The organism is Clostridium hominis, assembly GCF_014287825.1.
Taxonomy (GTDB): domain Bacteria; phylum Bacillota; class Clostridia; order Clostridiales; family Clostridiaceae; genus Clostridium; species Clostridium hominis.
The window spans coordinates 1-25193 of record NZ_JACOOO010000037.1 but is presented as its reverse complement, the minus strand read 5'-3'; the positions used below and the strand labels follow the sequence as shown (position 1 = coordinate 25193).

Genomic DNA, 25193 nt, shown 5'->3' with positions numbered 1-25193 from the left:
AGATTGTCCGACGATAATGATAAAAAGCATAAATAGAAATGGAGCAAATTAATTTGCTCCATTTTTTATATATTTTATTATTTACTATCTATATCATCTCTATATTCTAAGATATCCCCAGGCTGACAATCCAAGGCTTTGCATAACGCTTCTAGTGTTGAAAATCTTACAGCTTTTGCTTTGCCATTTTTCAGTATAGAAAGGTTTGCCATGGTTATTCCAACTTTTTCAGAAAGTTCTGTTACACTCATTTTTCTTTTTGCCAACATGACATCAATATTAATTATAATTGCCATAAGTTATCACCTCATATCGTAAAATCATTTTCAGATTTTATATTTATGGCTTCTTGTAATAATCTTTGAAGAACAGCAGCGAATACTGAAATTACCATTGATGCAAAAATAGGTAACATTCCAATTATTATTGCACCAGGTGCATCATCCTTATCAGCAAGGATGTATACGAAAGGCATAAGCAACGTATATAATGCACTTATTGTGATTGCACAATATTTTATATTATTTAACGCTTTAACAGAACTTTGTGAGAAAGCTTTGCTCTTATCAATATAAGTTAAAAGTCTAAAAGCATTATATAATGCGATATAAAACGGTATTGCTGATACATATATACCTATTATAATTGGATACAGTATATATGCATATTGTGGATTTGATGGATTAGAAATTAACCAATATAATCCCAAAATACATAAAACTAGAACAGGACTACCAATAACGATAATAGCTAATTTTAAGAAGAGAGTACTTCCTTGTTTCATAAAATCACCTCATTTTTTAATTACAACTTATATAATAACAAAAAGTTTATTGATAATCAATAAACTTTTGTTGTAAAAAAATAAATTTGGTTTTATTTATAGGAAATGTGATTTTTATTTCGATATCAGTAGACTTCTTCATTTTAGCGAAAGTAAAATTTAAATTCATACGAAGTATGACTTTCATTTCTGCACAGCAGACTTTTCCCATTTTACTAAGTCAAACATTTCCCTTCTGCGTTAGCAGACCTTTCTCTTCGGCGAAGTCGACTAACATACTCCTTTTGTTAGTATAACGTTTGCATAGAGTGCCTTTTCTGAGGTTGCTATTACTGCATAAGCTTCTTTGGCTTTTTCGTAGAAAGCAAATCTTTCAATAAATCCAAAGGAAGTAAATTTATCAAAGTTATTTTTTATTATTGTTTCGTATGTATCCCAAACTGTTGGAACTACATCGTCTCCTGGCACAACGCTCATAAGTGAAACTGGTTTTTCTGAATAAGTGTCTAGTGGGAATAGTTTTAAAATTGCTTCTAGAATTTCTGGGACGTTATGTCCATCCAATCTAACTACTCTTTGTCCACATGTGTTGGAAGGGAAGTTCCCGTCCGCAATAACAATAGTATCTCCATGACCCATTTCCATTAAGATTTTTAATAATTCTGGTGAAATTATTGATGGTATTCCTTTTAACATATTTATTCTCTCCTTTATTTATTTGGTATTTATTTTAATTTTACTAAATTAATGGAAAAGTTTCAATATTATGAAAAATATATATTGAAAAATATGGAAAAGATGGGTATAATGAAATCGTAACCAATATAAAACAAAGAAAAACCACAACAACAAACAAAAATAAGGGGGAGGAGTGATTAAATGAACAACGAAGTAGTGTTAAAGATGGAAAACATAGATAAAAGATTTCCAGGTGTACATGCTTTAAAGAAATGTTCATTAACTCTCAGAAAAGGAGAGGTTAATGCTCTAGCGGGTGAAAATGGAGCAGGTAAATCTACTTTGATGAAGATTCTTACTGGTATTTATCAAAGAGATGAGGGTGAAATTATATACAATGGTAACAGTGTGGTATTTAAGAATCCAAGGGATGCGCAAGAAGCTGGGATTGCTATAGTTCACCAGGAGTTGAACTTAATGAGCCATTTAACAGCAGCGCAAAATATTTTTATTGGAAGAGAATCAGATGGCTTTTTTCTTAATGATAAGATTATTAATGAAAAGACAGAAAAATTATTTAAGGAATTAAAAGTAAATATTAAACCAACAGAATTAGTTGGAAATCTAACCGTTGGGAAGCAGCAAATGATAGAGATTGCAAAGGCTATTTCATTTAATGCTAATATACTTATACTAGATGAACCAACAGCAGCTTTAACTGAAGCAGAAACTAAAGAATTATTTAGAATAATGGACGAACTAAAAAGCATAGGGGTTTCTATGGTTTACATATCTCACAGGATGGATGAGATCTTTAAAATCACAGATAGAATCACTGTAATGAGAGATGGTGAGTTCATTAAAGAATTAGTGACAAAAGAGACTACAATGAACGAAGTAATAAAGGCTATGGTTGGGCGTAATGTTGCATCTCAAAAGAAGGAGAGAAGTAATGTTAAACCAAATGCTGATGTAGTTTTGGAAGTTAAAAATTTATCATCCAATGATGTTAATAATGTATCGTTTGACTTGAAGAAAGGTGAAATATTAGGTTTTGCTGGTCTTATGGGAGCTGGTAGAACTGAAACAGCAAGATTGTTATTTGGTGCAGATCCTAAGCATGGTGGAACAATAAAAATTAATGGAAAAGAAGTTTCAATTAAGTCGACTACTGATGCTGTTAATGCTGGAATAGGGTATCTTTCAGAAGACAGAAAGAGATTTGGACTAGCTACAGGACTTTCTGTTGCTGAAAATGCAGTACTTGCAAATCTTGAAGGTTTTACAAAGTCAATTATTGTTGATGATTCAAAGGTTAAGGCTAGTACTAATGAGTATGTAGAAAAGATTAAAATAAAAACTCCATCTATACATCAATTAATAAAGAATTTATCTGGTGGTAACCAACAAAAGGTTGTTATCGCAAAATGGCTTATTAAGGATGCTGATATTTTAATATTTGATGAGCCAACTCGTGGAATTGACGTAGGAGCTAAAAGTGAAATTTACAATTTAATGAATGAACTTGCTGCAGCAGGAAAATCTATAATAATGATTTCTTCTGAGCTTCCTGAAGTATTACGTATGAGTGACAGAATAGCAGTAATGTGTGAAGGTAGATTAACTAAAATACTAGATATTAAGGATGCAGATCAAGAAGTAATAATGAAATATGCTACAGAAAGGTAATATTAGGAGGGAGAAGAAATGGCAAAGTCAAAAGAAAATAGTTTATTAGACAACGTTAAAGGTAAAGGGTTACAAAAGTTTTTATCTTTGGCAGCATTAATAATATTAGTTTTAGTATTCTCAGTGTTAGGACAAAATTTCTTTAGTAAGCAAACATTTATAAATATATTAGATTCATCTTATTATATAGGATTTATGGCACTTGGTGTTACTTTTGTTATCATAACTGGAGGAATGGATCTTTCAATTGGTACTGTTATGATGTGTTCTACATTAATTGGTGGTGTTGCTTTTAATGTATGGGGTTGGCCAATATGGGCAGCATTAATATTAATAGTTGTTATTGCAACTCTTTTTGGTTTACTAAATGGTATACTTATTGCAAAATTAAAATTACCTCCATTCATAGCAACATTAGGAACAATGCTAGTTTCACAAGGTCTAGGATCTATTATAGCAAAGGTTCAAACACAACGTTATCCTACTTCATATGATGAGGCTGGATGGTTTAAGACAGTATTCTTTAAAACTCCAGGGGGCTTCCCAACAGGGCTAATATTCTTAGTAGTATTATTTTTAATAGCATCTTTAGTTTTAAATAAAACTAGAATGGGTAGATATACTTTTGCTATAGGAAGTAATGAAGAGGCTGTTAGACTTTCAGGGGTAAGAGTAGATATATGGAAAATAATGGTTTATGTTATAAGTGGTTTCTTTGCAGGACTTGCGGGTATAGTTTATGCAGCTGCTTATACAACAATAATTCCAGGTACAGGTAATGGATTAGAATTATTGGCTATAGCTGGGGTTGTTATCGGAGGAACATCTCTTGCTGGTGGAGTAGGGTCTGTTTCAGGAACTATGATTGGTGTATTTATAATGAGTGTATTAAAGAATGGATTAATGTCAATGAATTTACAAGGTCAATGGCAAACATTCTTCACAGGTGTAGTTGTTATCTGTGCAGTATTATTAGATATATACAGAAACAAAAAGTCTAATCAAGTAAAGAAAAATAAGACAGAAGTAAAAACTACAACGGCTAATAATAAAGCCTTAGAGCAATAATATTGCTTAAAAATATATAAAAGGGATATTGAGGAGGATTATTATGAAAAAAATTAAAAGAATTGTTTCTCTTGCAGCTACTCTTGCTTTAACAATGAGTTTTGTAGCATGTGGAAATTCATCTGGTGGAGATAACACTGGTACAGATGAAGGAAAAACAAATACAGAAACTACAGAAGGAACAGATAGTGGAGATAAGCCATATGTAGCTGTTATCTCTAAAGGGTTCCAACATCAGTTCTGGCAAGTAGTTAAGAAAGGTGCTGAAGATGCAGCAGAAAAATATAATGTAGAAATTACATTTGAAGGACCAGCATCTGAAAGTGATATCAATGACCAAGTTAATATGATAAATTCAGCTTTAGCTAAAAAACCAAAGGCATTAGCTTTAGCAGTTCTTGATACTCAATCAGTATCATCACAATTATCTGACGCTAAAAAAGAGGGAATCCCAGTAGTAGGGTTTGACTCAGGTATTCCAGGAGCTCCAGAGGGACAAGTTGCAGCTACAGCTTCAACTAACAACTACAATGCAGCTACAATAGCAGCAGACAAGCTATTTGAAGAATCTTCAATAGTAGATAAAATAAAAGCTTCTACATCAGCAGATCCAGTAGTTATCGGAGTAGTTTCTCAAGATGCTACAAGTGCTTCTCTTGTTGATAGAACTAAAGGTTTCATAGATCAAGCAGTTAAGAATGCTGAAGAATTAGTTGGTGCAGGAAACGTTGAAGTTTCTGGACATGATGTATTCAACAAAGCTGCTACAGGTGAAGTTAAAGTTAAAGTAGTTGTTAATGTTCCACCAACAACTTCAGTTACAGACGTTCAAAACTCAGCTCAAGCTGTATTATCTACTAAGAACTTAATAGCTATCTATGGTTCTAACGAAGGTGGAGTTACAGGTATATTAGCAGCTACTAACGATGGTTCAGATTTCGATAAAGATAATGGTAAATACAAAGATATCGTTGCTATCGGATTTGACTCAGGTAAAGGTCAAAAGACTGCTGTTGAAAAAGGTTGGTTCTTAGGTTCAGTTACTCAAGATCCATACCAAATCGGATACCAAGCTGTTGAATTAGCTGTAAAAGCTATGAACGGTGAAAAGGTAGAAGACGTTGATACTGGTGCTAAATGGTATACTAAAGACAACATGAATGATGCTGATATCAAGGATTTAATATACGATTAGTATTTAATAAAATAAAGAAAGAATACTGCTTTTTAGGGGGCAGTATTCTTTTTTGTTTTATTAAGAGAAATGTTGCCTATGGCAAGAGAAATATGCTCTACGAGCAGAGAAATATTCAACTGTGTTGAAGAGAAATGTGACCTTCGGTTGGGGAAATGTGCTATATGAGCAGAGGAATATTTAGCTACGCTGATAAGAATGTAATTGTATTTGTCTTAAGGTTGAGGAGTATAACTATTAAAGTTTATGGAGTAGATTCAATTATTTAGGTTTCTCTTAGTTGTTTTTATTGTTGCTGAAAGCATTCTTAGAATACTGTAACAGTTATTAGATAATTCTTTTACTGAAGTATCATCTAAAATATACTTTTTGTTTATTATACGAATCCATTGAATAGATTCATTACATTCTTTGGTTGCAATATAAATTTTATGTAGAAAATCTCTTTTACTCTCAGCATATCTAGCTTCTCTAATATTAGCTTCTATGCTAGTGCAGGATCGTTTTAATTGATCAGCAATTTGATATTCTTTAATGGAAATAAGTCTATTGTATAAATCTATAGAATCATTTGAGACTTTTGTACTTAGGTTAAATAAAGGTGAATTATTCAAGGTAACCTCCAGTTTGAATTAATATATTATAATTAATTAACAGAGAGAGAATTAAATATTCATTTTGTGAAGAGAAGTTTTCAACTGCGTTGAGGAGAAATGTTGCCTATGGCAAGAGAAATGGGATCATCGAGCGGATAAATATTGTTTATAAAAAAAGAAATTTTAAATTTAGTTAGAAAAAAAATATATTATTAGAAAAATATTACTTTGGGAGATAGAAATAGTTACTTTATGATAAGAATAAATATTTATAAAAAATTTGAAAAAAAATTAATTTTATAATAGATATATTTGGTTAATATGGATAATACTTGACCCAATTGAGTTGAACATAAAAAAGCCTTCAGTTGACACTATATCAAACTGAAGGCTTATATATTTCTCTTTGACAAAGTCAAACATTTATCTTCGCTTTAGCGAAATGTAGGAGCGTAGCGACTACTTATAAAGTGGGCCAAAGTTTTGACAGAATCTAAAGTCTGCAGATTCTAAATCTTTAGTTCCAAACATTCCAGCAGTACTTGGTCTGAAGATTTTTTCTTCTGGTACGTTGTGCATAGCAACTGGGATTCTTAACATTGAAGCTAGAGTTATTAAGTCAGCTCCGATGTGTCCGTATGATATAGCACCATGGTTAGCTCCCCAGTTATTCATTACTGAGTAAACGTCTTTGAATGCACCTTCTCCAGTTATGTTTGGAGCAAACCAAGTTGTTGGCCATGATGAGTCTGTTCTGTTATCTATAGTTTTATGAACTTCTGGGTCTAATTCAACAGTATATCCTTCAGCGATTTGAAGAACTGGTCCTAAACCGTCGATTAAGCATACTCTTGACATTGTCATTGGCATTCCAGCCTTTGATAAGAATTTAGAAGAGTATCCGCCTCCTCTGAAGTATTCGTGAACTGCTGGCCACCATCTTGTAGCATCTAAACAGTCTTTAACTTCAGATTCTGTGATTTCCCAGAATGGTTTTAATGCTGGATTTCCTTCTGAATCATTTTGTCTTCCAGTAGCATCAAGAGTAGTAGCACCTGAGTTGATTAAGTGGATAATACCATTAGCAGCACGTCCAGTTAATTCTTTTCCTGTAACTCTCTTAACTGCATCAGGAGACCAGTAAGTTCTTACGTCTGAGAATAGTTGAGCTGTATTTGTTAAAAGGTGACCAAATAACATTGCAACACCATTTAATGAGTCGTTTTCTGTAGCTAATACAAATGCTTCTCTTATTCCATTCCAGTCAAATGAAGAGCAAAGTAAAGCCTCCATAAAGTCACCGTTTGGCATATGGTCTGTCCAGTTTCTTTGACCTTGGAAACCAGCAGCTATAGCATTATGACCTTCTGCTTCTTCAAAATACCCTAATTCAGCAAGCTTTGGGTTTCCGATCATTAAGTCTTTTGCGATAAGAGTCATCTTAACAACAGTTTCCCAAATTTTATCTTTTTCTTCTCTAGTTCTTTGGTATTGAGGAGCATTTTTATCTGTTCCTTCTTTACAATTTTCTTTAACCCATGCTAAAGCTTTTTTATATTCAACAGGGTCATATATTCCTCTATCAAGTCTTCTGTTGACTTCACTCATATCAACATATTCATTTCTCATTCCAAGATATTTTTGGAAGAATTTTTGGTCAACTATTGAACCTGCAATACCCATTGCAACAGATCCAATTGAAAGATAAGATTTTCCTTTCATTTCAGCAACAGCTAATCCAGCTCTTGCGAATCTTAACAATTTTTCTTTAACATCTTCAGGAATCTCTGTCATGTTAGCATCTTGAACATCTCTTCCATATATACCGAAAGCAGGTAGTCCAAATTGGCTATGTCCAGAAAGAGCAGCAGCTAAGTAAACAGCACCAGGTCTCTCAGTACCATTGAATCCCCATATAGCCTTAGGTCTATGTGGATCCATATCTATAGTTTCACTACCATAACACCAACAAGGAGTTACAGTAACAGTTAAGCCAACACCTTCCCTTGAAAATTTGTCTGCACATCTAGCTGCTTCAGCAACTCCACCTATTGTAGAGTCAGCAATAACACATTCTACAGCTTCTCCGTTTGGATATCTTAATGTAGAAGAGTATAATTCAGCAACTTGTTTTGCCATATTCATAGTTTGTTCTTCTAATGATTCTCTAACACCTAGTCTTCTACCATCAATAGTAGGTCTTATACCTATCTTTGGATATTGAGTATTTAATCCCATAATTCTAACCCTCCCATTTTAAAACATACACTTTCAAAACGTATACATATTTTACAATTTTTAGTTTACACCCAAAAATAATATAAGTCAACTAAAACAAAATAAACACAGAAAAAAACGTGTAAAAAATATTGTTTATGTTGTTTTTATGTTGTATTATATAAATATAAAGGAAAATATTTACATAAACTAAAGCAGGGGGAATATGAATTTATGGGTAATTTTTTAGCATTTGATTTTGGAGCATCTTCAGGTAGAGCTATTTTGGTTAAAATTGAAAAGGACTTCATTGATATTAAGGAGATACATAGATTTCCTAATGAACCGGTTTTCTTAGGTAATAAATATGTTTGGGATTTTCCTAGATTATTAAATGAAACTAAGACAGCTCTAAAAAAATTAGTAGCATCAGGAACTAAAATAACTTCCATTGGAATAGATACATGGGGAGTTGATTATGGTCTTTTAGATAAGGATAATAATTTGATTGGTATGCCTATGCATTATAGAGATGAGAGAAATTATGAAGGGGTAAAAGAAGTTGAGAAAAAGATTGATTTGGAAAGTCTTTATTTAAGAACAGGTATTTCAAATAATACTTTCAATACAGCCTTTCAACTTGTTGGTGATAGATTAAAGAGAAATACAATTTTAGAAAATGCAGATTCTTTATTATTTATGCCAGACCTTTTTGCATATTATCTTACTAATGAAAAGAAAAATGAGTTTACAATAGCTTCAACTTCGGGGCTTTTAGATATGAAAAATAGAACATGGGATAAAGAATTAATAAATACCCTTGGAATTCCTGAAAATATATTTAATGACATAATTGAGCCAGGAGAAACTTATGGATATTTAACAGAAGAAATAATGGATGAAACAGGAATGGATAGAGTGCCTGTAATAGCAATTGGTGGGCATGATACTGCATCAGCTGTGGCAGGAACACCATTTAAGGAAAAGGGAAATGCATTCTTAAGCTCTGGAACATGGTCATTGCTTGGAATGGAAATAGATTCGCCAATAATAAGTGAATCAACATTTAAAGCAGCATTGACTAATGAAGGTGGAGTAGGAAACAAGATAAGACTATTAAAAAATATAAATGGTACATGGTTACTTCAACAATTAAGAAAGAATTGGTGTGAGTTCCATGAAGAGATTGGTTTCCCAGACATAATTAGAGAAGCTAAAAAATATGAAAATTGTATATTTACAGTTAATACAAATGATCCAAGACTTATGAATACAAAAAATATGATAAAATCAATAAAAGAATATTGTATAGAACATGGACAAGGTGAGCCTACAGAGTTAGGGGAAATAGCTATGGCTATATATAATGGATTGACTAGTGAATATAAGGCTACAATAGAAGAATTAGAAGAGATTTCAGGAAGAGAAATACCAGGAATAAACGTTGTTGGTGGAGGAATTCAAGACAAATTCTTATGTGAGCTAACAATGAAAAGAACAGGAAAAACATTAATAGCAGGTCCTATTGAAGCTGCTGTATTAGGAAATGTTATGATGCAAGCTATAGCAAATAAAGAAATAGAATCTATTGAAGAAGGTAGAAAACTTATATTTAATGCATTTAGTTGTGAAGTGTATTCACCGGAGGTTGTATTAAAATAAAAATGTATATATTAAATGCTTAAGCAGGTATTAATTTTTATTATAATTAATAATATACTTGTGTAAGTATCTAATATTAACAGTAATAATCTAAGAAATCAGCTATCTAAAATTACAAAATATACTTTAATTTTACAGAAATTCAGGTATAATCTTATATAGTTAATAATTGTTGATAAAATTGCTTAGGCAATTTTAAAAATATATTTTTAGAAACTACGGAGTAGTTTTATCCAAAATTATAAATTATAAATTGAAAATTATAAATTAGGAAAAGGTTGTGAAGTTAGTGTTAGCAATAGTTAGAAGACAGAAGATTGTTGACATCATTCAGGATAAGAAGAAGGTTCTAGTACAAGAATTAGCTACTAATTTTTCAGTCACGGAAGAAACTATCCGTAGAGATTTAGAGAAGTTAGAAGAGCAAGGAATACTAAAAAGAACTTACGGTGGTGCAATAATTAATCAAGGCACTAATGTAGATATGCCGGCAGATATGAGGGAAATTTCTAATAAAGAAGGAAAAATGAAAATTGCAGAGCAAGTTTCCCAAATCATACAAGAAGGCGATACATTAATGCTAGACTCATCTTCAACTGCTTTCTATGTTGCCAAATGTATAAAGAGAAGCAAGAAGAGAGTTACTATAATTACAAATTCATTAAAAGTGTTAATTGAATTACAAGACACAAGAGATGTAAATCTTATATTAGCAGGGGGTACTTTTAGAGACAGTGCTAAGTCCTTTGTTGGAAAGTGGTCAGAAAGTGTAATTCAAAATTACTTTGTAAATAAGGCTATAATATGCTGTAAGGGCATGGATATAAATAGAGGAGTAATGGATTCTAATGAGCAAGAGGCTGAAGTTAAAAAGCTTATGGCCAGATCAGCAGACAAGGTATTCTTAGTTGTTGACTCAATGAAGTTTGATAGGAGCTCCTTTGTAAATATAATGGATTTTGATGAGATAGATTATTTATACACAGATGAACCATTATCAAAGAAATGGGATAAAGTTCTAAGAGATAATGACGTAAAAGTAAATATATGTAATGAGTAATAGATTTGCTGACGCAAATGTCCAAAAGTCAGCTACGCTGAGAGCAAGAGATTTACTTGCGTAAATGTCCAAGGAGTCAGATTTTATAAGAGCAATAGATTTGCTAGAGCAAATATCTGATGAGTATTTGGAATAAAGTGAATAATAAATTAATAGTAAAATAAATATGCTTGTAGTATGAATATTTTAATTTGTGCTACAGGCGTTTTTTTATTTATAATAGTGCATATTTGAAAGTTTATAGAGAGGTTTCAAAAAAAATTGGTAATTAAATGGAATTATTGTTAAGAATATTTTATACTTAATTTATACAATTTGTTAATACATATACTAAAAATCATATGTTTTACAAGGTTAATAAGTAGGAGGGGATAAAGGGTGTGGTCAATAATTTTACTTTTAGCATTAGTTGGGGGAGTTTATTTATTTGGTAGATATAACTCTATTAATGAAGATGAAGATGAAGAAAAGATTGTTATAAGAAAAAATAAAGATAAGGATCTAATTATTAAAATAATTTTATCATTTGTAACCACAGTCATAATTGTAGTTGTATTTATAGGTCTATTTGAATTATTAAGATTTGGACAAGAACAAATGGGGATAGTAGTTGCTACAATGATTATTTTTACTATGATATTTTGTACATATACTCTTGTTGAAGAGATGAGGAAGTTTAATAAAAATGATTAATAAAAGGTTAATGAACTGGAGGTAAAAATGATTAGTGGGGAGAGTGTATTAGTTTTTATAGGATTAGGACTAATTTTATATTTTATCATTAGACAAGCTGTAGAAGATGGAATGTTAAGTGCTTTAAAGAAGTATGATGATATAAAAAATAAGGATAATGATATAGAAGAATAGTTTTAATTTATTGATACTTAAAGGATTGGAGTTTTCAATCCTTTTTTTATTTAAATAAAGATTAACAATATTCTTATTAATACTACCAATTTGGGTTTAGGTTGAATTTATAAAGTACAGATTTGGAGAGTATTAAAAGCTTAATGTTGAGTTTGCTTAAAAAACAACATATAAAACAGAAAGTATCACTTTCTAACATAAAATGTGCCTAAAATGTGCTTAAAGTCAGGAAATAGGCCTTGTTGAAAGAGTATATGTGATTTGAAAGTGAGTTATATTAAAAAGAAATATAAAATTTAATAATAATAAATAAAGAAAATATCGTACCTTATATTGACTATACATACTTATATTGGTAAAATAAAGATAAACAAAGATAAAAACAAGTAAAAATAAAGGAAAACCAAAATAAATATAAGTTAATGGAGGGAATTTATGTTTTCAGAATACGAAATCAAGAAACAAATTTGTGAGATAGGTAAGAGAATATACCAAAATGGCTTTGTTGCTGCTAATGATGGTAATATCTCTGTAAAGATTAATGATAAGGAAGTACTTTGTACACCAACAGGGGTTTCAAAAGGGTATATGACTCCAGACATGATTTGTAAGGTTGATATAAATGGTAATGTACTTCAAGCTAATGGAAAGTTTAAACCATCTTCAGAAGTAAAGATGCATTTAAGAGTATATAGAGAAAGACCAGACGTAAAATCAGTAGTACATGCTCATCCACCATATGGTACAAGCTATGCTATAGCAGGAATTCCACTAGATAAGCCAATAATGCCAGAAGCAGTTATAGCTTTAGGAGCAGTTCCAATAGCTGAATATGGTACACCATCAACTGATGAAATTCCAGATGCAGTAGCTAAGTATTTACAATGCTATGATGCAGTTCTTTTAGAAAATCATGGAGCATTAACTTATGGACCAGACTTAATGGGAGCTTACTTTAAAATGGAATCTTTAGAATTCTATGCTAAGTTAATGTTTATATCTAGCCAAATTGGACAACCTCAAGTATTAAATGATAATCAAGTAGATAAGTTAATTGATATAAGAAAAGCAATGAATTTAACAGGAAAGCACCCAGCTTTATGTCAAAAAGGTGGAGCTTGCACATGTAAGGCTAACAATGAAGAACCATCAGTAGATGAAGATCTTATAGCTAGAATTGCTAAAGAAGTTACTTCTAAGATTTTAGGCAAATAAGATTAAATTCTAGATAGAAACTCCTATTATTCCTTAGGAGGTATTAGATGGATCAGAGTATGTTAGTAGAAAGAATTACACAATTAGTGATAGAAGAATTAAAAAATAATAATAAAGTATCTTTGGATAATCTATTTCAAAAAGCTATTGAAGAAAATGAAGGCTCTTCTAAGCAAGTAGAATCATAAAAAAAGAGCCTTTAAATAAGGCTAAGGATATAAGATGAAAGTATAATGCTGTAGATTACAGCAACTTTATTGCAGATGTTGTAAATGTATACAGAATTATAGAGAACCTGAAATAGTTAAGGGAGTTTATGAGATAGATTAGGAGATAAAAATATAAGGTATATAGTGATAAATCGACTAGAAACTATAGGGTGATTGGTATGAGTAATTTGAAATATCTTAATTTAAGTATAGCGACTAAAGTCATGAAGGAAGTTGAAAGTACGGCAGAAGAGTTAGGTACACCTATCGTAATAGCTATAGCTAATGAATGGGGATTTCCTATAGCAGTTCATTTTATGGATGGGGCACTTCCAGCAAGCTATGATATAGCAGTAAATAAAGCTTATACAAGTGCAACAGTAAGATTATCCACAGAAGTACTTAAGGAGTTATCCAGAGATGGTGGAGAACTTTTTGGAATTATGAACACCAATAGTGGAAAAATAGTAACTTTTCCTGGAGGATTTCCTTTAGAGGTTAATGGAAAAGTTGTTGGTGGAGTTGGAGTAAGTGGTGGAACTGCTGATTATGATAATAAGTTAGCTTATATAGCAAAAGAGATATGGGAAGAGTTTGCTTCGCAAAGATGAAAAGTCAGCTAGTGCTGAGGTGAAAAGTACCTTCGGTAGGGGAAAATTTTGCTGACGCAAAGGTGAAAAGATTTGCTGGCGCAAATGGCCAAAGGTGCCTTCGGCAGACCAAGAGATTTGCTTCGCAAATGAGTAAGAGTTGACTTCGTCAAAATAAGGAGATTTGTTGTTTCAAATGTACAAATGTAACTTGGACAGAGCAATAGTTTGACTTAGTGAAAGAGAAATGAGATGGGAGGTAGTAGTATGGAAGCTAGTACAGAATTAGTGCAAGAGATTGTAGCTAAGATAATGAAGGAAATGTCTAAGACTGAATCTGTTGCAGAAAAGAAGTGTGATTGTAGCGGTGGATGTAAGGGCAATGGTAGCTGTAAGAACAATGAAGATTACATATTTAGTGATGTAGATTCAGCAGTAGCAGCAGCTAAACAAGCTTATAAAGAATTAAAAAAGCTTTCAATTAAAGAGAGAGAAAATATAATACACAAAATAAGAGAAAAGTGTTTAACATACGCTGAAAGATTATCAGTTATGGCTGTTGATGAGACAGGCATGGGAAGAGTTGAAGATAAGATAACGAAGCATTTGTTAGTAGCAGAAAAGACTCCAGGAACTGAAGATTTAACGACTACAGCTTGGAGTGGAGATGGTGGATTAACTTTGGTTGAGCAAGGACCATTTGGTGTAATTGCAGCTATAACTCCATCAACAAATCCAACAGCTACAGTTTTTTGTAACTCTATTGGAATGATAGCAGCAGGAAATTCAGTAGTGTTTGCACCACATCCAGGTGCTAAAGAATGTACTAAATTTGCTGTTAAGCTTGTAAATGAGGCATCTATTGAAGCTGGTGGACCAAAGAACATAGTAGTTACTTTTGATAAGCCAAGCATTGAGATAACTTCAGCATTAATGAATCATAAGGATATACCTTTTATATCAGCAACTGGTGGACCAGGAGTTGTTAAACAAGCTTGTTCTTCAGGGAAGAGAGCTATAGGTGCAGGTGCAGGGAATCCCCCTGTAATAGTAGATGAGACAGCAGATATAAAAGCTGCAGCTAGGGATATTATAGATGGAGCAACATTTGATAATAACTTACCTTGTATAGCTGAAAAAGAAATAGTAGCTGTTGAGGAAATTTGTGATGAATTAGTAGAAGAAATGCAAAAGAATGGAGCTTATCTTTTAGAAGATCCTGAGCTAATTAAAAAATTAGTAAATACAGTATTAATTCGTAAAGGTGATAAGGTAACTTTAAATAGAAAGTTTGTTGGTAGAGATGCCAAGGTTATCTTAGATGCTATAGGAGTTTATGCTGAAGATTCAGTAAGATGTATCATCTTTAAAGGATGCAAAAAGCATTTATTAATAGTTGAAGAATTAATGATGCCAATACTAGGAATAGTAACAGTTAAGGATTTTGAAGAGGCAGTAGAAGTTGCTGTTGAGTTAGAGCATGGAAATAGACACTCAGCTCATATGCACTCAAAGAATATAGATAGATTAACTTACTTTGCAAGAGAGGTTGATACTGCAATATTTGTTAAGAATGCGCCTTCATATTCTGCTTTAGGGGTAGGGGCTGAAGGATATCCAACATTCACAATAGCAAGTAAAACTGGTGAAGGATTAAGCTCAGCCAAAACATTTACTAAGGCAAGAAGATGTGTTTTAAAAGATTCTTTATCAATAAAATAGGGAAGGGATTTGCTGACGCAAAGAGAAATATGCCTTTGGCAGATAAATATTGGCTTAAGCCAAGAGAAATATTCAACTTCGTTGAAGAGAAATGTTGCCTAACAGCAAGAGAAATATTTGACTACGTCAAAGAGAAATATGACCTTTGGTCAGAGAAATGTTCACCTATGGTGAAGAGAATATAGATATGTATTAAAGTTAAAGGGATTTGAAGAAGAGATTAATTATTAACTCTTAACTATTAACTAGAAAAAGGGGGAGAGGGATATGGAAATTAACAATATTAATATTGAAGCTATAGTTAAAAGTATAATTCAAGAAATGACTACAGGAGCTGAAGCACCAAAGTCTGTAACAAATGCTAACACTGCAAAGGTTGGTATGATGACAGCTAAGGAAAGAATTGAAATAAAAGAATTCAACATACCTGAAATTAGTGACGATGAAATGTTAGTTAAGGTTGAAGGTTGTGGAATTTGTGGTACAGACGTACATGAGTATAAAAATGATCCATTTGGATTAATTCCAGTAGTACTTGGACATGAAGGTACTGGTGAAATAATAAAGATGGGTAAAAACATCAAGAGAGATTCAGCAGGAAAATCACTTAATGTTGGAGATAAGATAGTAACTTGTATCATCCCTTGTGGAGAATGTCCAACATGTTTACAACATCCAGAAAGAACTAACCTTTGTGAAAATCAAGGTATATATGGATTAATGACTGATGACAACATCCATTTAAATGGATGGTTTGGTGATTATATAGTAATAAGAAAGAACTCAACAGTGTTTAATGTATCTGATATGGATTTACACTCAAGAGTATTGATAGAGCCAGCAGCAGTTGTTGTACATGCTGTTGAAAGAGCTAAGACAACTGGACTTTTAAAATTCAACTCTAAGGTTTTAGTTCAAGGTTGTGGACCAATAGGATTATTGTTACTTAGCGTATTAAGAACTATGGGTATTGAAAATATAGTAGCTCTTGATGGAAATGAAAAGAGATTAGAAATGGCTAAGAGATTAGGTGCAACTGCAACTGTAAATGTAATGAAGAGCAGTTCATTTGATGAAACTATAGAAAAAGTAAAAGACTTAACAGATGGACTTGGAGCAGATTTTGCTTTCCAATGTACAGGTTCACCAAAGGCTCATGCAGGAATTTGGAAGCTTGTTAGAAGAGGTGGAGGATTATGTGAAGTAGGATTCTTCGTAAATAATGGAGATGCTACAATAAACCCACACTTTGACATTTGTAATAAAGAAATTACAGCTGTAGGTTCTTGGGTTTACACACCACAAGATTACTTAACAACATTTGATTTCTTAAAGAGAGCTAATGGACTTGGATTACCAATAAAAGAGCTTATAACTCATGAGTTCCCATTAGAAAAATTACAAGAGGCTCTTGAAACAAATATTAGACAAGAAGGAATAAAGATAGCGATTATAAATAAATAGTCGACTGCGTCGAGGAGAAAAGTTTTGCTGACGCAAAAGTCCAAATGTCAGCTTCGCTGAGGGGAAGAGTTTGGCTTGCGCCAAAGTCCAAGAGTTACCTACGGTGAGAGAAAAGATTTGACTACTTCAAAATCTAAGATTCAATTTCGCTGAAATGAAGTTTTGAATTAGTTAAAGAGCAAGAGAAATGTTTGAATGAGGTGCTATGGAGTGAGGGCTTTAGGATTATTAGAGGTGTTTGGTTTAACTACAGCACTTGTAGCAGCAGATGCGGCTTGTAAAGCTGGTAATGTAAAGATAGTTACTTTTGATAAGAATAAACCTGCTAATGCTGATAAGCTTGAGGTACCACTTCTTATTGTAATAAAGTTTGAAGGTACTGTAAGTGATGTTGAAATGGCTATTGATGCAGGAATAAGAGCTGCTAATAAGATATCAGGTGTTAGTTGTAGTTATGTAATACCTAGAGTAGATGAAGGAATTAAAGGATTTGTAGATACAAGTTGTATATAGAGACTAGGAGAAGGTTTTGCTGGCGCAAAAGTCCAAATGTCAGCTTCGCTGAGGGCAAGAGTTTGGCTAAAGCCAAAGTCCAAGAGTCACCTGCGGTGAAGGGAAGAGAGAAGATTTTGCTAGCGCAAAAGAACTAGAATTAGCTTTCTTGAGGATATAGAGGGTTTATTAAGTTAAAGTGAAAAGATTAGATTATGTAGTTCATTAAAATTAATTATAAAAATTATCGAATTAAAATATTAAAAAGAAGGATTTAGGAGGATTTTATTATGAAACAAGAAGCTTTAGGAATGGTAGAAACAAGAGGATTAGTTGCAGCAATCGAGGCAGCAGATGCAATGGTTAAGGCAGCAGATGTAACTTTAATAGGAACTGAAAAAATTGGATCTGGATTAGTAACTATAATGGTAAGAGGTGATGTTGGAGCTGTTAAAGCGGCTACAGAAGTTGGAGCAAGCGCTGCATCTAATTTAGGTGAATTAGTTGCTGTACACGTAATCCCAAGACCAAATGGAGATGTAGAAAAAATATTACCAACACTAGGTTAGTCGGCTGCGTCGAGGAGGAGTATTTTGCTAGGGCGAAAGAGAAATATGCCTTACAGACAGAGAAATGTATGACTTTGTCATAGAGAAATATTCCTACGGCGGAGAAGTGTTCACCCAATGGTGAAAGGAAGAGTTTTGCTGACGTAAAAGTTTAAGAGTTAGCTTTGCCGAGGTGAAAAGTTTGACTTTGGCAAAAATAAGAGTTACCTCAGGATAGTAAAGGGTTTGATTAAGTCAAAACTCTAAACTTTTAACTCTTAATTATTAACTAGAAAATAGGGTGGTTGGAATGAATGCAATTGGTATAGTTGAGGTTGTTGGGGTTGTGGCTTCTGTTGAGGCTTTGGACAGTATGACTAAGACTTCTAACGTCAAGTTTAAGACGATGGAGAAGAAGCTTGGTGGAAGATTAGTGACAATAGTTGTAGAAGGTTTTGTGGAAGATGTTCAAGCTGCTGTTGAGGTTGGGACGAGAACTGCGGATTCTATAACTAAATGTGTTGCTCATGCTGTGATTCCAAGACCGCATGAAGAAGTAATGGCTTTGCTAGATAGGAGTAGCTTAAAGTTTAACAAAGCGAGATGATAATTTATGGATGAAAAGAATATTGAAAATTTAAATGAAGAGGTTGAAGAGAAAAAGCCTAAAAGAGGTAGAAAACCTTCTGCTAAAAAAGTCGTTAAAGAACCTAAATTTAAGACTAAGGTTGATAAAGCTAAAGTTGAGGGGGTAAAGGTAAAAGAGCCTAAGAAGTCTAAAGTTAAAGATACTAAGATTGAAGAGGTAAAAGTAGAGGCAATTAAGGGTGAAGAATCAAAAGTAGTGAATGCCGTAAATAAAGAGTATATGACTCAAGAGGTAACTAAGATTGAAGAACCTGAAGTTGTTGAAGTAGTTAGCAAGGAATATAAGGCTGAAGCTGAGATTATTTTAGAAGTTGATAAAGATGAGAATTCAAATAAAAAAAATGAGAATTTAGGAGGAATTAAAATGGGACAACAAGCATTAGGAATGTTAGAAACTAGAGGTTTAGTAGCTGCTATAGAAGGTGCAGATGCAATGGTTAAGGCTGCTAACGTTGAATTAGTAGGAACTGAAAAAATAGGATCTGGATTAGTTACTGTTATGGTAAGAGGAGACGTTGGAGCTGTTAAAGCTGCTGTTGAAGCTGGATCAGAAGTTGCTTCAAAATTAGGTGAAATAGTTGCTGTTCACGTAATTCCAAGACCACACTCAACTGTAGAGTCAATATTACCAAAGCAAGCTTAATTTTAGTTAGGTTTGGTGATATAAATGAACGAAGCATTAGTACAACTTATAACTGAAAAAGTAATTCAAGTATTAAATAGCGAACAACCTTCATCTAAAAAAGTGGTGAAGGTTGGGGTTTCTGCAAGACATGTACACTTATCAAAGGAGCATTTAGAAGTTTTATTTGGTAAGGGGTATGAGTTAAATGTTAAGAAATATCTAATGGGAGATCAATTTGCATCAGAGGAGCTTGTCACAATAGTAGGTCCAAAATTAAGAAGTATTGAAAAAGTAAGAATCTTAGGACCATTAAGAAGTGAAACTCAAGTTGAGATATCAGCTACAGATGCAATAACTTTAGGAGTTAAAGCTCCAGTTAGACTTTCAGGAGATATTGCAGCTTCAGCTCCAATAACTATAGTAGGCCCAAAAGGTACAGTGAGAATTGATGAAGGATGTATTGTTGCTAAAAGACATATACATATGCATCCTGATGATTCTAAGAGACTTGGAATTGGAGAAGGAGTTGTATCTGTAAAAGTTAATGGAGATAGAGCCGGAATATTAGAAAATGTAGACGTTAGAGTTAGAGAAGACTTCCACTTTGAAATGCATATAGATACAGATGAAGCTAATGCATTAGGAATCAAAAATGGAAGCTTTGTAGAAATTATTTAGTTGGCTGTGACAAAGAGAAGTGTTGCCTATGGCAAGAGAAATATATGACTGCGTCATAGAGAAATGTTGGCTTATGCCAAGATAAATGTATGACTATGTCATAGAGAAATATATGGCTACGCCATGGAGAGATATGCCTTGAGGCAGAGAAATGTTTGCCTTTGGCAAAGAGGAAATTTACCTGTAGCAAGGCATATCTATCTTTCACGAAGTGAAATATTTATCTTCAGATTTGCTGAATATTTCTCTGCCGAAGGCATATTTATCTTCAACGAAGTTGAATATTTATCTGACAGAAGGTCATATTTCTCTTCAACGAAGTTGAACATTTATCTGTCCGTAGGACATATTTATCTTCGCGAAGCGAAAGGAGAATATCATGTTTATTGGTACTGTTATTGGGAATGTTGTTAGTACTAGAAAAGAGGATAATTTGATGGGGTATAAGCTTTTGATAGTTAAGCCTTCTGATGATTATAATAATGGAAAGAATCTGGTTGCAATTGATAGGGTAGGAGCTGGGATAAATACTGAGGTTATAGTTACTACTGGGTCTAGTGCTAGGTTAGGACTTAATAAAGAAGTACCAGCTGATGCAGCTATTGTTGGAATTGTGGATTAAAGGAAGTGATTTTATATGGAGCTTCAAGAGTTAAAGGATTTACTTAAGAAAAGTGGGATAGTTGGTGCAGGGGGAGCGGGTTTCCCTACTTATGCAAAGTTATCTTATGATGTAAATACTGTTATTTTAAATGGTGCAGAATGTGAACCTTTATTTAGGGTTGATCAGAATTTGTTAGCAACTCATACAGATGAAATTTTGACAGGGTTAAGTCTTGTTGTTGAAGCTGTAGGAGCGAAGGAAGGAATATTGGCTTATAAGGAACATTATCATGAGGCTGATGAAGCTGTTGAGAGAGTTATTTATAAGTACCCACGACTTAGAAAGAAATTGCTTAAGGATGGATATCCAGCAGGTGATGAAGTAGTTTTAGTTTATGAAACAACAGGTAGGGTAGTTCCTCAAGGTGGAATTCCTATAAATGTTGGGGCAATGGTTATGAATGTTGAAACAGCATTTAATGTTTATAATGCAGTAGAAAAGAAAGAACCAGTTACATATAAGTATTTAACAGTTGGTGGAGCAGTTAATGAACCAAAGACTTTAAGAGTTCCAATAGGGACAAAGTTTGGTGATTTAATTAAGGAAGCTGGTGGACCATCTATAGAGAGTTATAAACTTTTAGTTGGTGGGCCAATGACTGGTGTAATAGGAAGTTTAAATGATACTGTAACTAAAACTACAAAAGGTATATTTGTATTACCAATGGACAATCCAATAATTGAGCTTAGAGAATATAGATTGAAAGTTGCTTTAAAGAGAGCTATGGGAGTTTGCTCTCAATGTAGAATGTGTACAGATTTATGTCCAAGAAATTTATTAGGACATTCAATAGAGCCACATAAGATTATGAATTCTTTAGCTTTTGGACTAGATTATAATTCAGAGGTTTTTGTTAATGCATTAGCATGCTGTGAATGTAATCTTTGTTCAGCATATGCTTGCCATCAAGGGTTAAATCCAAAGGCGATTATAGCTGATTTAAAGGGAAGACTTAGAGCTAATGGTGTTAAGTTGCCTAAAATTGATAGTAAGGTTAAAGATGAAAGAGAATTTAGGAGAGTGCCAGTAGGTAGGGTTGTTGCAAGGTTAAAGTTAACTAAGTTTAACGTAGATGCTCCTCTAAATGAAATGACTTTAGAACCAAACATTTTAACTATAAAAACTAGACAATCAATAGGTGCTCCAGTAACGCTTGTAGTTAATAAGGGAGATAAGGTTGAAAGTGGACAAGTTATAGGAAATATAGATGAAAAGTCTTTAGGAGTATTTTTGCATAGTCCTATAGATGGAATTATAGATGAAGTAAATAAAGATTATTTAGTAATAAGAAGGGAGGGATAATTCTTGGTTAATGCATTAGGTTTAGTTGAATATTTAAAGGTTCCAACTGGAATGATGGCTGCAGATAAAATGTCGAAGACATCAAATATAGACATTATTCATGCTGCAACAGTATGTCCTGGGAAATATATTGTATTATTTAAGGGAAACTTATCAGATGTTAAAGCTGCAATAGAAGGTGGAACAATAGGCTTTGAGCATAATGTTATAGATTCATTTTTATTAGGAAACCCTACTGAGCAGATATATGGTGCAATATCAGGAAGCACATCTGTAGAAATTAAAGGAGCTGTAGGAATAGTTGAGAGCTATTCAGTTGCATCTATAATTGAAGCAGCAGATATAGCAGCAAAAACATCAGCTGTTACTCTTGTGGAAGTTAGACTTGCAAGAGGGATGTGTGGGAAAAGCTTCTTTATTATAAATGGAGAATTATCCGCCGTTGAAATGTCAGTAGAAAATGCAAAGAAACATCTAATGGAAAGTGGAATGCTATTAGACTCAGCAGTAATAGCAAGTCCATCACCAAACTTCATAGAGAATTTGTACTAAGGTGATGTACTATGGATAATATATTTGGGAAATCTGAGACCACTAGGATAGTTCAGGAGTTTGTTCCTGGAAAGCAGGTTACTTTGGCTCATGTTATTGCTAATCCTGTGCCTGAATTGTATCAGAAGCTTGGGCTAGTGACTGAGCAAAGGGGAGCTATCGGGATAATGACGATAACTCCAAGTGAAGGAACTATAATAGCTGCTGATATTGCTACTAAGGCTTCAGATGTATCTATTGGATTTATTGATAGATTTAGTGGATCTTTAGTTATAGTTGGTTCTGTATCTTCAGTAGAAGAATCTTTAAATGAAGTAATGAAAGTACTTGGTGATATGCTTAAGTTTACTGCAACTAATATTACAAGGTCTTAAATTATATTGTGTTTAAAATTGTTGCTGATATGTGATATTTTATATGTGATTGGATATATTATATAATTTTTATTGTTTCCTCCTTGAAAATATATAAGATAGTTGAGTTTGTATATATATAAGTATTGCGTATTAGCACTTTTAAAGTTAAGAGTGAATAGTTAAAAGTTTATAGTTATTTAAAGTCAGCGAAAGCTGGCTTTATTCATATCCTTTTAAATATAAACTCTTAACTTTTAATTATAAAATCTCAACTAAATAAGGGGAATGGATTATGAAGAGTGTTATATTTATAGGAAAGAGTGGCTGTGGGAAAACATCTCTTTGTCAGATACTTCAGGGGGAAGAGGTTACTTATAAGGAAACTCAATCTATACAATTGTATGATGACTTTATAGATACTCCTGGTGAATATTTGGAGAATAGAGTTTATTATAGTGCATTGATAACGACTGCTGCAGAGGCTAATATAATTGCTTTAGTTCAGGAGTGTGGCGATACTATTTCTATGCTTCCACCTGGGTTTGCTGGAACTTTTGGAAGAGAAGTTATTGGTGTTATAACTAAGGTAGATAAAGAAGGTTGCAAAGAGAGTATTAGTATCATTGAGGATCAATTAATGGCTTCAGGCGTTAATAGAATTTTTAAGGTTTCTGTTTATTCTGGTGATGGAATAGAAGAATTTAAAAAGTATATAGATATTTAGCATTTGTTGATATAATACTTATTTTTAGTTGGAGAAAAAAAGTATATATAAAGGATACTTCTTTTTCTTTTATGTTAAGCAATGTAAGAATAAACGCAGCAAATTTAGATGTTGTTATGTAGAAAATATTGTATTAATTTTAATTATTTATAAAAAGTAATAAAAAAAGGTTGCAATTAGATAAATACTATGTTATTATAAATGAGTAGCAAAGTTGCTAACAAAAAAAGAAAAATTAAAAGATCCATTTAGATAAGTAGTTTCTCATAAATTAGAGATTATTACATCCAATTAGAATCTTTAATTTCAGGAGGAATATTTATGACAGATAAGACATTAGTATGTAGAGATTGTGGAAGTGAATTCGTATTTTCAGTAGGAGAGCAAGAATTCTACCAAGAAAAGGGATTTACAAATGAACCAACAAGATGTTTAGCTTGTAGAAGAGCTAAAAAAGAACAAAATAGAAGATAATTTTAGATTATTATAGGTTGTAGTTTTAACTACAACCTTTTTTGATTATAATAAAATACAGGTTTTAATATTAATAAATCATAAATTGTGTTTAGTATAGTTGTATTAGTTTAGGAGGTTAAAGAGATGAATGAAAATAAATTTAATGGTATGGGAAAGATATATTCTAAATATCGTCCATCATATCCTTTCAATTTTATTGATTATCTTTTTACAGATGTAGGAATATCTAAAAATAGTATTATTGTGGATATAGGCTCTGGTACTGGTATTTTAACTGGACAACTACTTGAAAAGGGCAGTAAGGTATATGGTGTTGAACCTAACGCTGATATGCGTGTTATTGCTGAAACTAATTTAAAAGATCTTCCTAGATTTACGTCTGTTAATGGATGTGCTGAAAATACTACTATTGACGACAATAGCGTTGACTACATCACTGTTGCACAGGCTTTCCATTGGTTTGATAGAGAAAGATTTAAAAAAGAGTGCCAGCGTATTTTGAAACCAGAAGGAAAAGTGATTTTAGTTTGGAATGTTAGAGATAATAAAAATGAATTAGTAATGGAAAACTATAAAGTTAATCGAAAATATTGCCCAAGTTTCAATGGCTTTTCTGATGGAATGTATGGTAAAAACAATGAGGATGATTTTTCAGACTTTTTTAACGGCAAATATGAAACAAAAGTTTTTCTTAATAACTTAATTTTTGATATGGATGGATTTATTGGACGTAATCTATCGTCTTCATATTCACTGAAAAGTAATGATGCACAGTATGATAATTATGTTAATGAATTAAAAAAGGTTTATGAAAAATATAGTAGTAATGGGCAGCTTATAATGCCAAACTTAACATGTAGTTATATTGGAAATGTGTAGAAAGATAAAAAAAGGTTGCAATTAGATAAATACTATGTTATTATAAATAAGTAGAAAAGTTGCTAACAAAAAAAGAAAAATTAAAAGATCCATTTAGATAAGTAGTTTCTCACAAATTAGAGATTATTACATCCAATTAGAATCTTTAATTTCAGGAGGAATATTTATGACAGATAAGACATTAGTATGTAGAGATTGTGGAAGTGAATTCGTATTTTCAGTAGGAGAGCAA

Annotated in this window: 32 protein-coding genes; 26 read left to right on the top strand and 6 right to left on the bottom strand. The window is 32.6% G+C overall.

The annotated features are described in order from the left end of the window. Window positions 1-77 precede the first annotated feature (77 nt). The 3 genes from H8S20_RS15395 to H8S20_RS15385 all read right to left on the bottom strand — a co-directional run bounded on the left by H8S20_RS15395 (window position 78) and on the right by H8S20_RS15385 (window position 1480). Window positions 78-296 carry a helix-turn-helix domain-containing protein gene (locus tag H8S20_RS15395; protein WP_032120215.1) on the bottom strand — a complete coding sequence of 73 codons (219 nt, stop codon included), beginning with the start codon at window positions 294-296 and terminating at the stop codon, window positions 78-80. Between the two features lie 11 nt (window positions 297-307). Continuing rightward, window positions 308-784, bottom strand: a complete 477-nt coding sequence (locus H8S20_RS15390) for a DUF2975 domain-containing protein (RefSeq protein ID WP_032120214.1) — start codon at window positions 782-784, stop codon at window positions 308-310. 270 nt (window positions 785-1054) lie between these two features. Then, the gene (locus tag H8S20_RS15385; protein WP_032120213.1) at window positions 1055-1480 is read right to left on the bottom strand and encodes an RbsD/FucU family protein; all 426 of its coding nucleotides are present in this window, start codon (window positions 1478-1480) and stop codon (window positions 1055-1057) included. 183 nt (window positions 1481-1663) lie between these two features. Here H8S20_RS15385 and H8S20_RS15380 point away from each other — a divergent pair, with 183 nt between their 5' ends. The 3 genes from H8S20_RS15380 to H8S20_RS15370 are packed head-to-tail and all read left to right on the top strand — an operon-like array spanning window position 1664 to window position 5414. Beyond that, window positions 1664-3151: a sugar ABC transporter ATP-binding protein gene (locus H8S20_RS15380; protein WP_243177706.1), complete on the top strand. Its 1488-nt coding sequence runs from the start codon at window positions 1664-1666 to the stop codon at window positions 3149-3151. An 18-nt stretch (window positions 3152-3169) separates the two neighbouring features. Continuing rightward, window positions 3170-4219, top strand: coding sequence for an ABC transporter permease (locus tag H8S20_RS15375; RefSeq protein ID WP_186860640.1), 1050 nt, complete (start codon window positions 3170-3172; stop codon window positions 4217-4219). Between the two features lie 43 nt (window positions 4220-4262). After that, window positions 4263-5414 carry an ABC transporter substrate-binding protein gene (locus tag H8S20_RS15370; RefSeq protein WP_186860639.1) on the top strand — a complete coding sequence of 384 codons (1152 nt, stop codon included), beginning with the start codon at window positions 4263-4265 and terminating at the stop codon, window positions 5412-5414. Between the two features lie 257 nt (window positions 5415-5671). Here H8S20_RS15370 and H8S20_RS15365 read toward each other — a convergent pair whose 3' ends face one another. Further along, window positions 5672-6028 carry a four helix bundle protein gene (locus H8S20_RS15365; RefSeq protein WP_186860638.1) on the bottom strand — a complete coding sequence of 119 codons (357 nt, stop codon included), beginning with the start codon at window positions 6026-6028 and terminating at the stop codon, window positions 5672-5674. 441 nt (window positions 6029-6469) lie between these two features. After that, entirely contained in the window at window positions 6470-8248 is a 1779-nt protein-coding gene (locus tag H8S20_RS15360) for an L-fucose isomerase (RefSeq protein ID WP_032120210.1), read from the bottom strand. 213 nt (window positions 8249-8461) lie between these two features. Here H8S20_RS15360 and H8S20_RS15355 point away from each other — a divergent pair, with 213 nt between their 5' ends. The 15 genes from H8S20_RS15355 to pduL all read left to right on the top strand — a co-directional run bounded on the left by H8S20_RS15355 (window position 8462) and on the right by pduL (window position 20007). Continuing rightward, window positions 8462-9889: a rhamnulokinase gene (locus tag H8S20_RS15355; protein WP_186860637.1), complete on the top strand. Its 1428-nt coding sequence runs from the start codon at window positions 8462-8464 to the stop codon at window positions 9887-9889. Between the two features lie 280 nt (window positions 9890-10169). Beyond that, entirely contained in the window at window positions 10170-10949 is a 780-nt protein-coding gene (locus H8S20_RS15350; RefSeq protein WP_051987003.1) for a DeoR/GlpR family DNA-binding transcription regulator, read from the top strand. 378 nt (window positions 10950-11327) lie between these two features. Further along, on the top strand, window positions 11328-11642 hold the full coding sequence (locus H8S20_RS15345; RefSeq protein ID WP_032120208.1) for a hypothetical protein: 315 nt from the start codon (window positions 11328-11330) through the stop codon (window positions 11640-11642). Between the two features lie 27 nt (window positions 11643-11669). Next, window positions 11670-11816, top strand: coding sequence for a DUF6019 family protein (locus H8S20_RS15340; RefSeq protein WP_186860636.1), 147 nt, complete (start codon window positions 11670-11672; stop codon window positions 11814-11816). Window positions 11817-12251: 435 nt separating this feature from the next. Beyond that, a complete protein-coding gene (locus H8S20_RS15335; protein WP_032120207.1) occupies window positions 12252-13031 on the top strand; it encodes a class II aldolase/adducin family protein in 780 nt (259 codons plus the stop codon). Between the two features lie 47 nt (window positions 13032-13078). After that, complete coding sequence (locus H8S20_RS15330; RefSeq protein WP_186860635.1) at window positions 13079-13219, top strand: hypothetical protein; 141 nt, start codon at window positions 13079-13081, stop codon at window positions 13217-13219. A 200-nt stretch (window positions 13220-13419) separates the two neighbouring features. Beyond that, the gene (locus tag H8S20_RS15325) at window positions 13420-13851 is read left to right on the top strand and encodes a GlcG/HbpS family heme-binding protein (RefSeq protein ID WP_032120206.1); all 432 of its coding nucleotides are present in this window, start codon (window positions 13420-13422) and stop codon (window positions 13849-13851) included. A 246-nt stretch (window positions 13852-14097) separates the two neighbouring features. Further along, window positions 14098-15552: an aldehyde dehydrogenase family protein gene (locus H8S20_RS15320; RefSeq protein WP_186860634.1), complete on the top strand. Its 1455-nt coding sequence runs from the start codon at window positions 14098-14100 to the stop codon at window positions 15550-15552. Window positions 15553-15587: 35 nt separating this feature from the next. Next, window positions 15588-15737 (top strand): hypothetical protein, encoded by a 150-nt coding sequence (locus H8S20_RS15315; RefSeq protein ID WP_186860633.1) that lies wholly within the window; start codon window positions 15588-15590, stop codon window positions 15735-15737. Between the two features lie 82 nt (window positions 15738-15819). Beyond that, window positions 15820-17016 (top strand): zinc-dependent alcohol dehydrogenase, encoded by a 1197-nt coding sequence (locus H8S20_RS15310; RefSeq protein WP_186860632.1) that lies wholly within the window; start codon window positions 15820-15822, stop codon window positions 17014-17016. A 195-nt stretch (window positions 17017-17211) separates the two neighbouring features. After that, the gene (locus H8S20_RS15305) at window positions 17212-17529 is read left to right on the top strand and encodes a BMC domain-containing protein (protein ID WP_032120203.1); all 318 of its coding nucleotides are present in this window, start codon (window positions 17212-17214) and stop codon (window positions 17527-17529) included. Window positions 17530-17798: 269 nt separating this feature from the next. Beyond that, complete coding sequence (locus tag H8S20_RS15300; protein WP_032120202.1) at window positions 17799-18077, top strand: BMC domain-containing protein; 279 nt, start codon at window positions 17799-17801, stop codon at window positions 18075-18077. Window positions 18078-18366: 289 nt separating this feature from the next. Next, window positions 18367-18663, top strand: coding sequence for a BMC domain-containing protein (locus H8S20_RS15295; RefSeq protein WP_032120201.1), 297 nt, complete (start codon window positions 18367-18369; stop codon window positions 18661-18663). A gap of 405 nt (window positions 18664-19068) precedes the next feature. After that, window positions 19069-19347, top strand: coding sequence for a BMC domain-containing protein (locus tag H8S20_RS15290; protein WP_032120267.1), 279 nt, complete (start codon window positions 19069-19071; stop codon window positions 19345-19347). Window positions 19348-19371: 24 nt separating this feature from the next. Then, window positions 19372-20007, top strand: a complete 636-nt coding sequence (gene pduL, locus H8S20_RS15285) for a phosphate propanoyltransferase (protein ID WP_186860631.1) — start codon at window positions 19372-19374, stop codon at window positions 20005-20007. A gap of 197 nt (window positions 20008-20204) precedes the next feature. Here the strand turns inward: pduL and H8S20_RS20705 are convergent, their stop codons facing one another. Then, on the bottom strand, window positions 20205-20336 hold the full coding sequence (locus tag H8S20_RS20705; RefSeq protein ID WP_279288183.1) for a hypothetical protein: 132 nt from the start codon (window positions 20334-20336) through the stop codon (window positions 20205-20207). A gap of 50 nt (window positions 20337-20386) precedes the next feature. On the opposite strand from H8S20_RS20705, the gene H8S20_RS15280 reads away from it, so the two are divergent. The 8 genes from H8S20_RS15280 to H8S20_RS15245 all read left to right on the top strand — a co-directional run. After that, window positions 20387-20629: a EutN/CcmL family microcompartment protein gene (locus H8S20_RS15280; protein WP_032120199.1), complete on the top strand. Its 243-nt coding sequence runs from the start codon at window positions 20387-20389 to the stop codon at window positions 20627-20629. Between the two features lie 15 nt (window positions 20630-20644). Then, window positions 20645-21973: an SLBB domain-containing protein gene (locus H8S20_RS15275; protein WP_186860630.1), complete on the top strand. Its 1329-nt coding sequence runs from the start codon at window positions 20645-20647 to the stop codon at window positions 21971-21973. Window positions 21974-21976: 3 nt separating this feature from the next. After that, window positions 21977-22525, top strand: a complete 549-nt coding sequence (locus H8S20_RS15270) for a BMC domain-containing protein (RefSeq protein WP_186860629.1) — start codon at window positions 21977-21979, stop codon at window positions 22523-22525. An 11-nt stretch (window positions 22526-22536) separates the two neighbouring features. Then, the gene (gene eutS / locus H8S20_RS15265; protein WP_186860628.1) at window positions 22537-22899 is read left to right on the top strand and encodes an ethanolamine utilization microcompartment protein EutS; all 363 of its coding nucleotides are present in this window, start codon (window positions 22537-22539) and stop codon (window positions 22897-22899) included. 274 nt (window positions 22900-23173) lie between these two features. Further along, window positions 23174-23605, top strand: a complete 432-nt coding sequence (locus H8S20_RS15260; protein ID WP_186860627.1) for a EutP/PduV family microcompartment system protein — start codon at window positions 23174-23176, stop codon at window positions 23603-23605. Between the two features lie 321 nt (window positions 23606-23926). Further along, complete coding sequence (locus tag H8S20_RS15255; RefSeq protein ID WP_186860626.1) at window positions 23927-24079, top strand: zinc-ribbon domain-containing protein; 153 nt, start codon at window positions 23927-23929, stop codon at window positions 24077-24079. A 126-nt stretch (window positions 24080-24205) separates the two neighbouring features. Continuing rightward, window positions 24206-24961 (top strand): class I SAM-dependent methyltransferase, encoded by a 756-nt coding sequence (locus tag H8S20_RS15250; protein ID WP_186860625.1) that lies wholly within the window; start codon window positions 24206-24208, stop codon window positions 24959-24961. A gap of 166 nt (window positions 24962-25127) precedes the next feature. Next, a partial coding sequence (locus H8S20_RS15245; protein ID WP_186860711.1) for a zinc-ribbon domain containing protein occupies window positions 25128-25193 on the top strand: 66 nt, incomplete at its 3' end.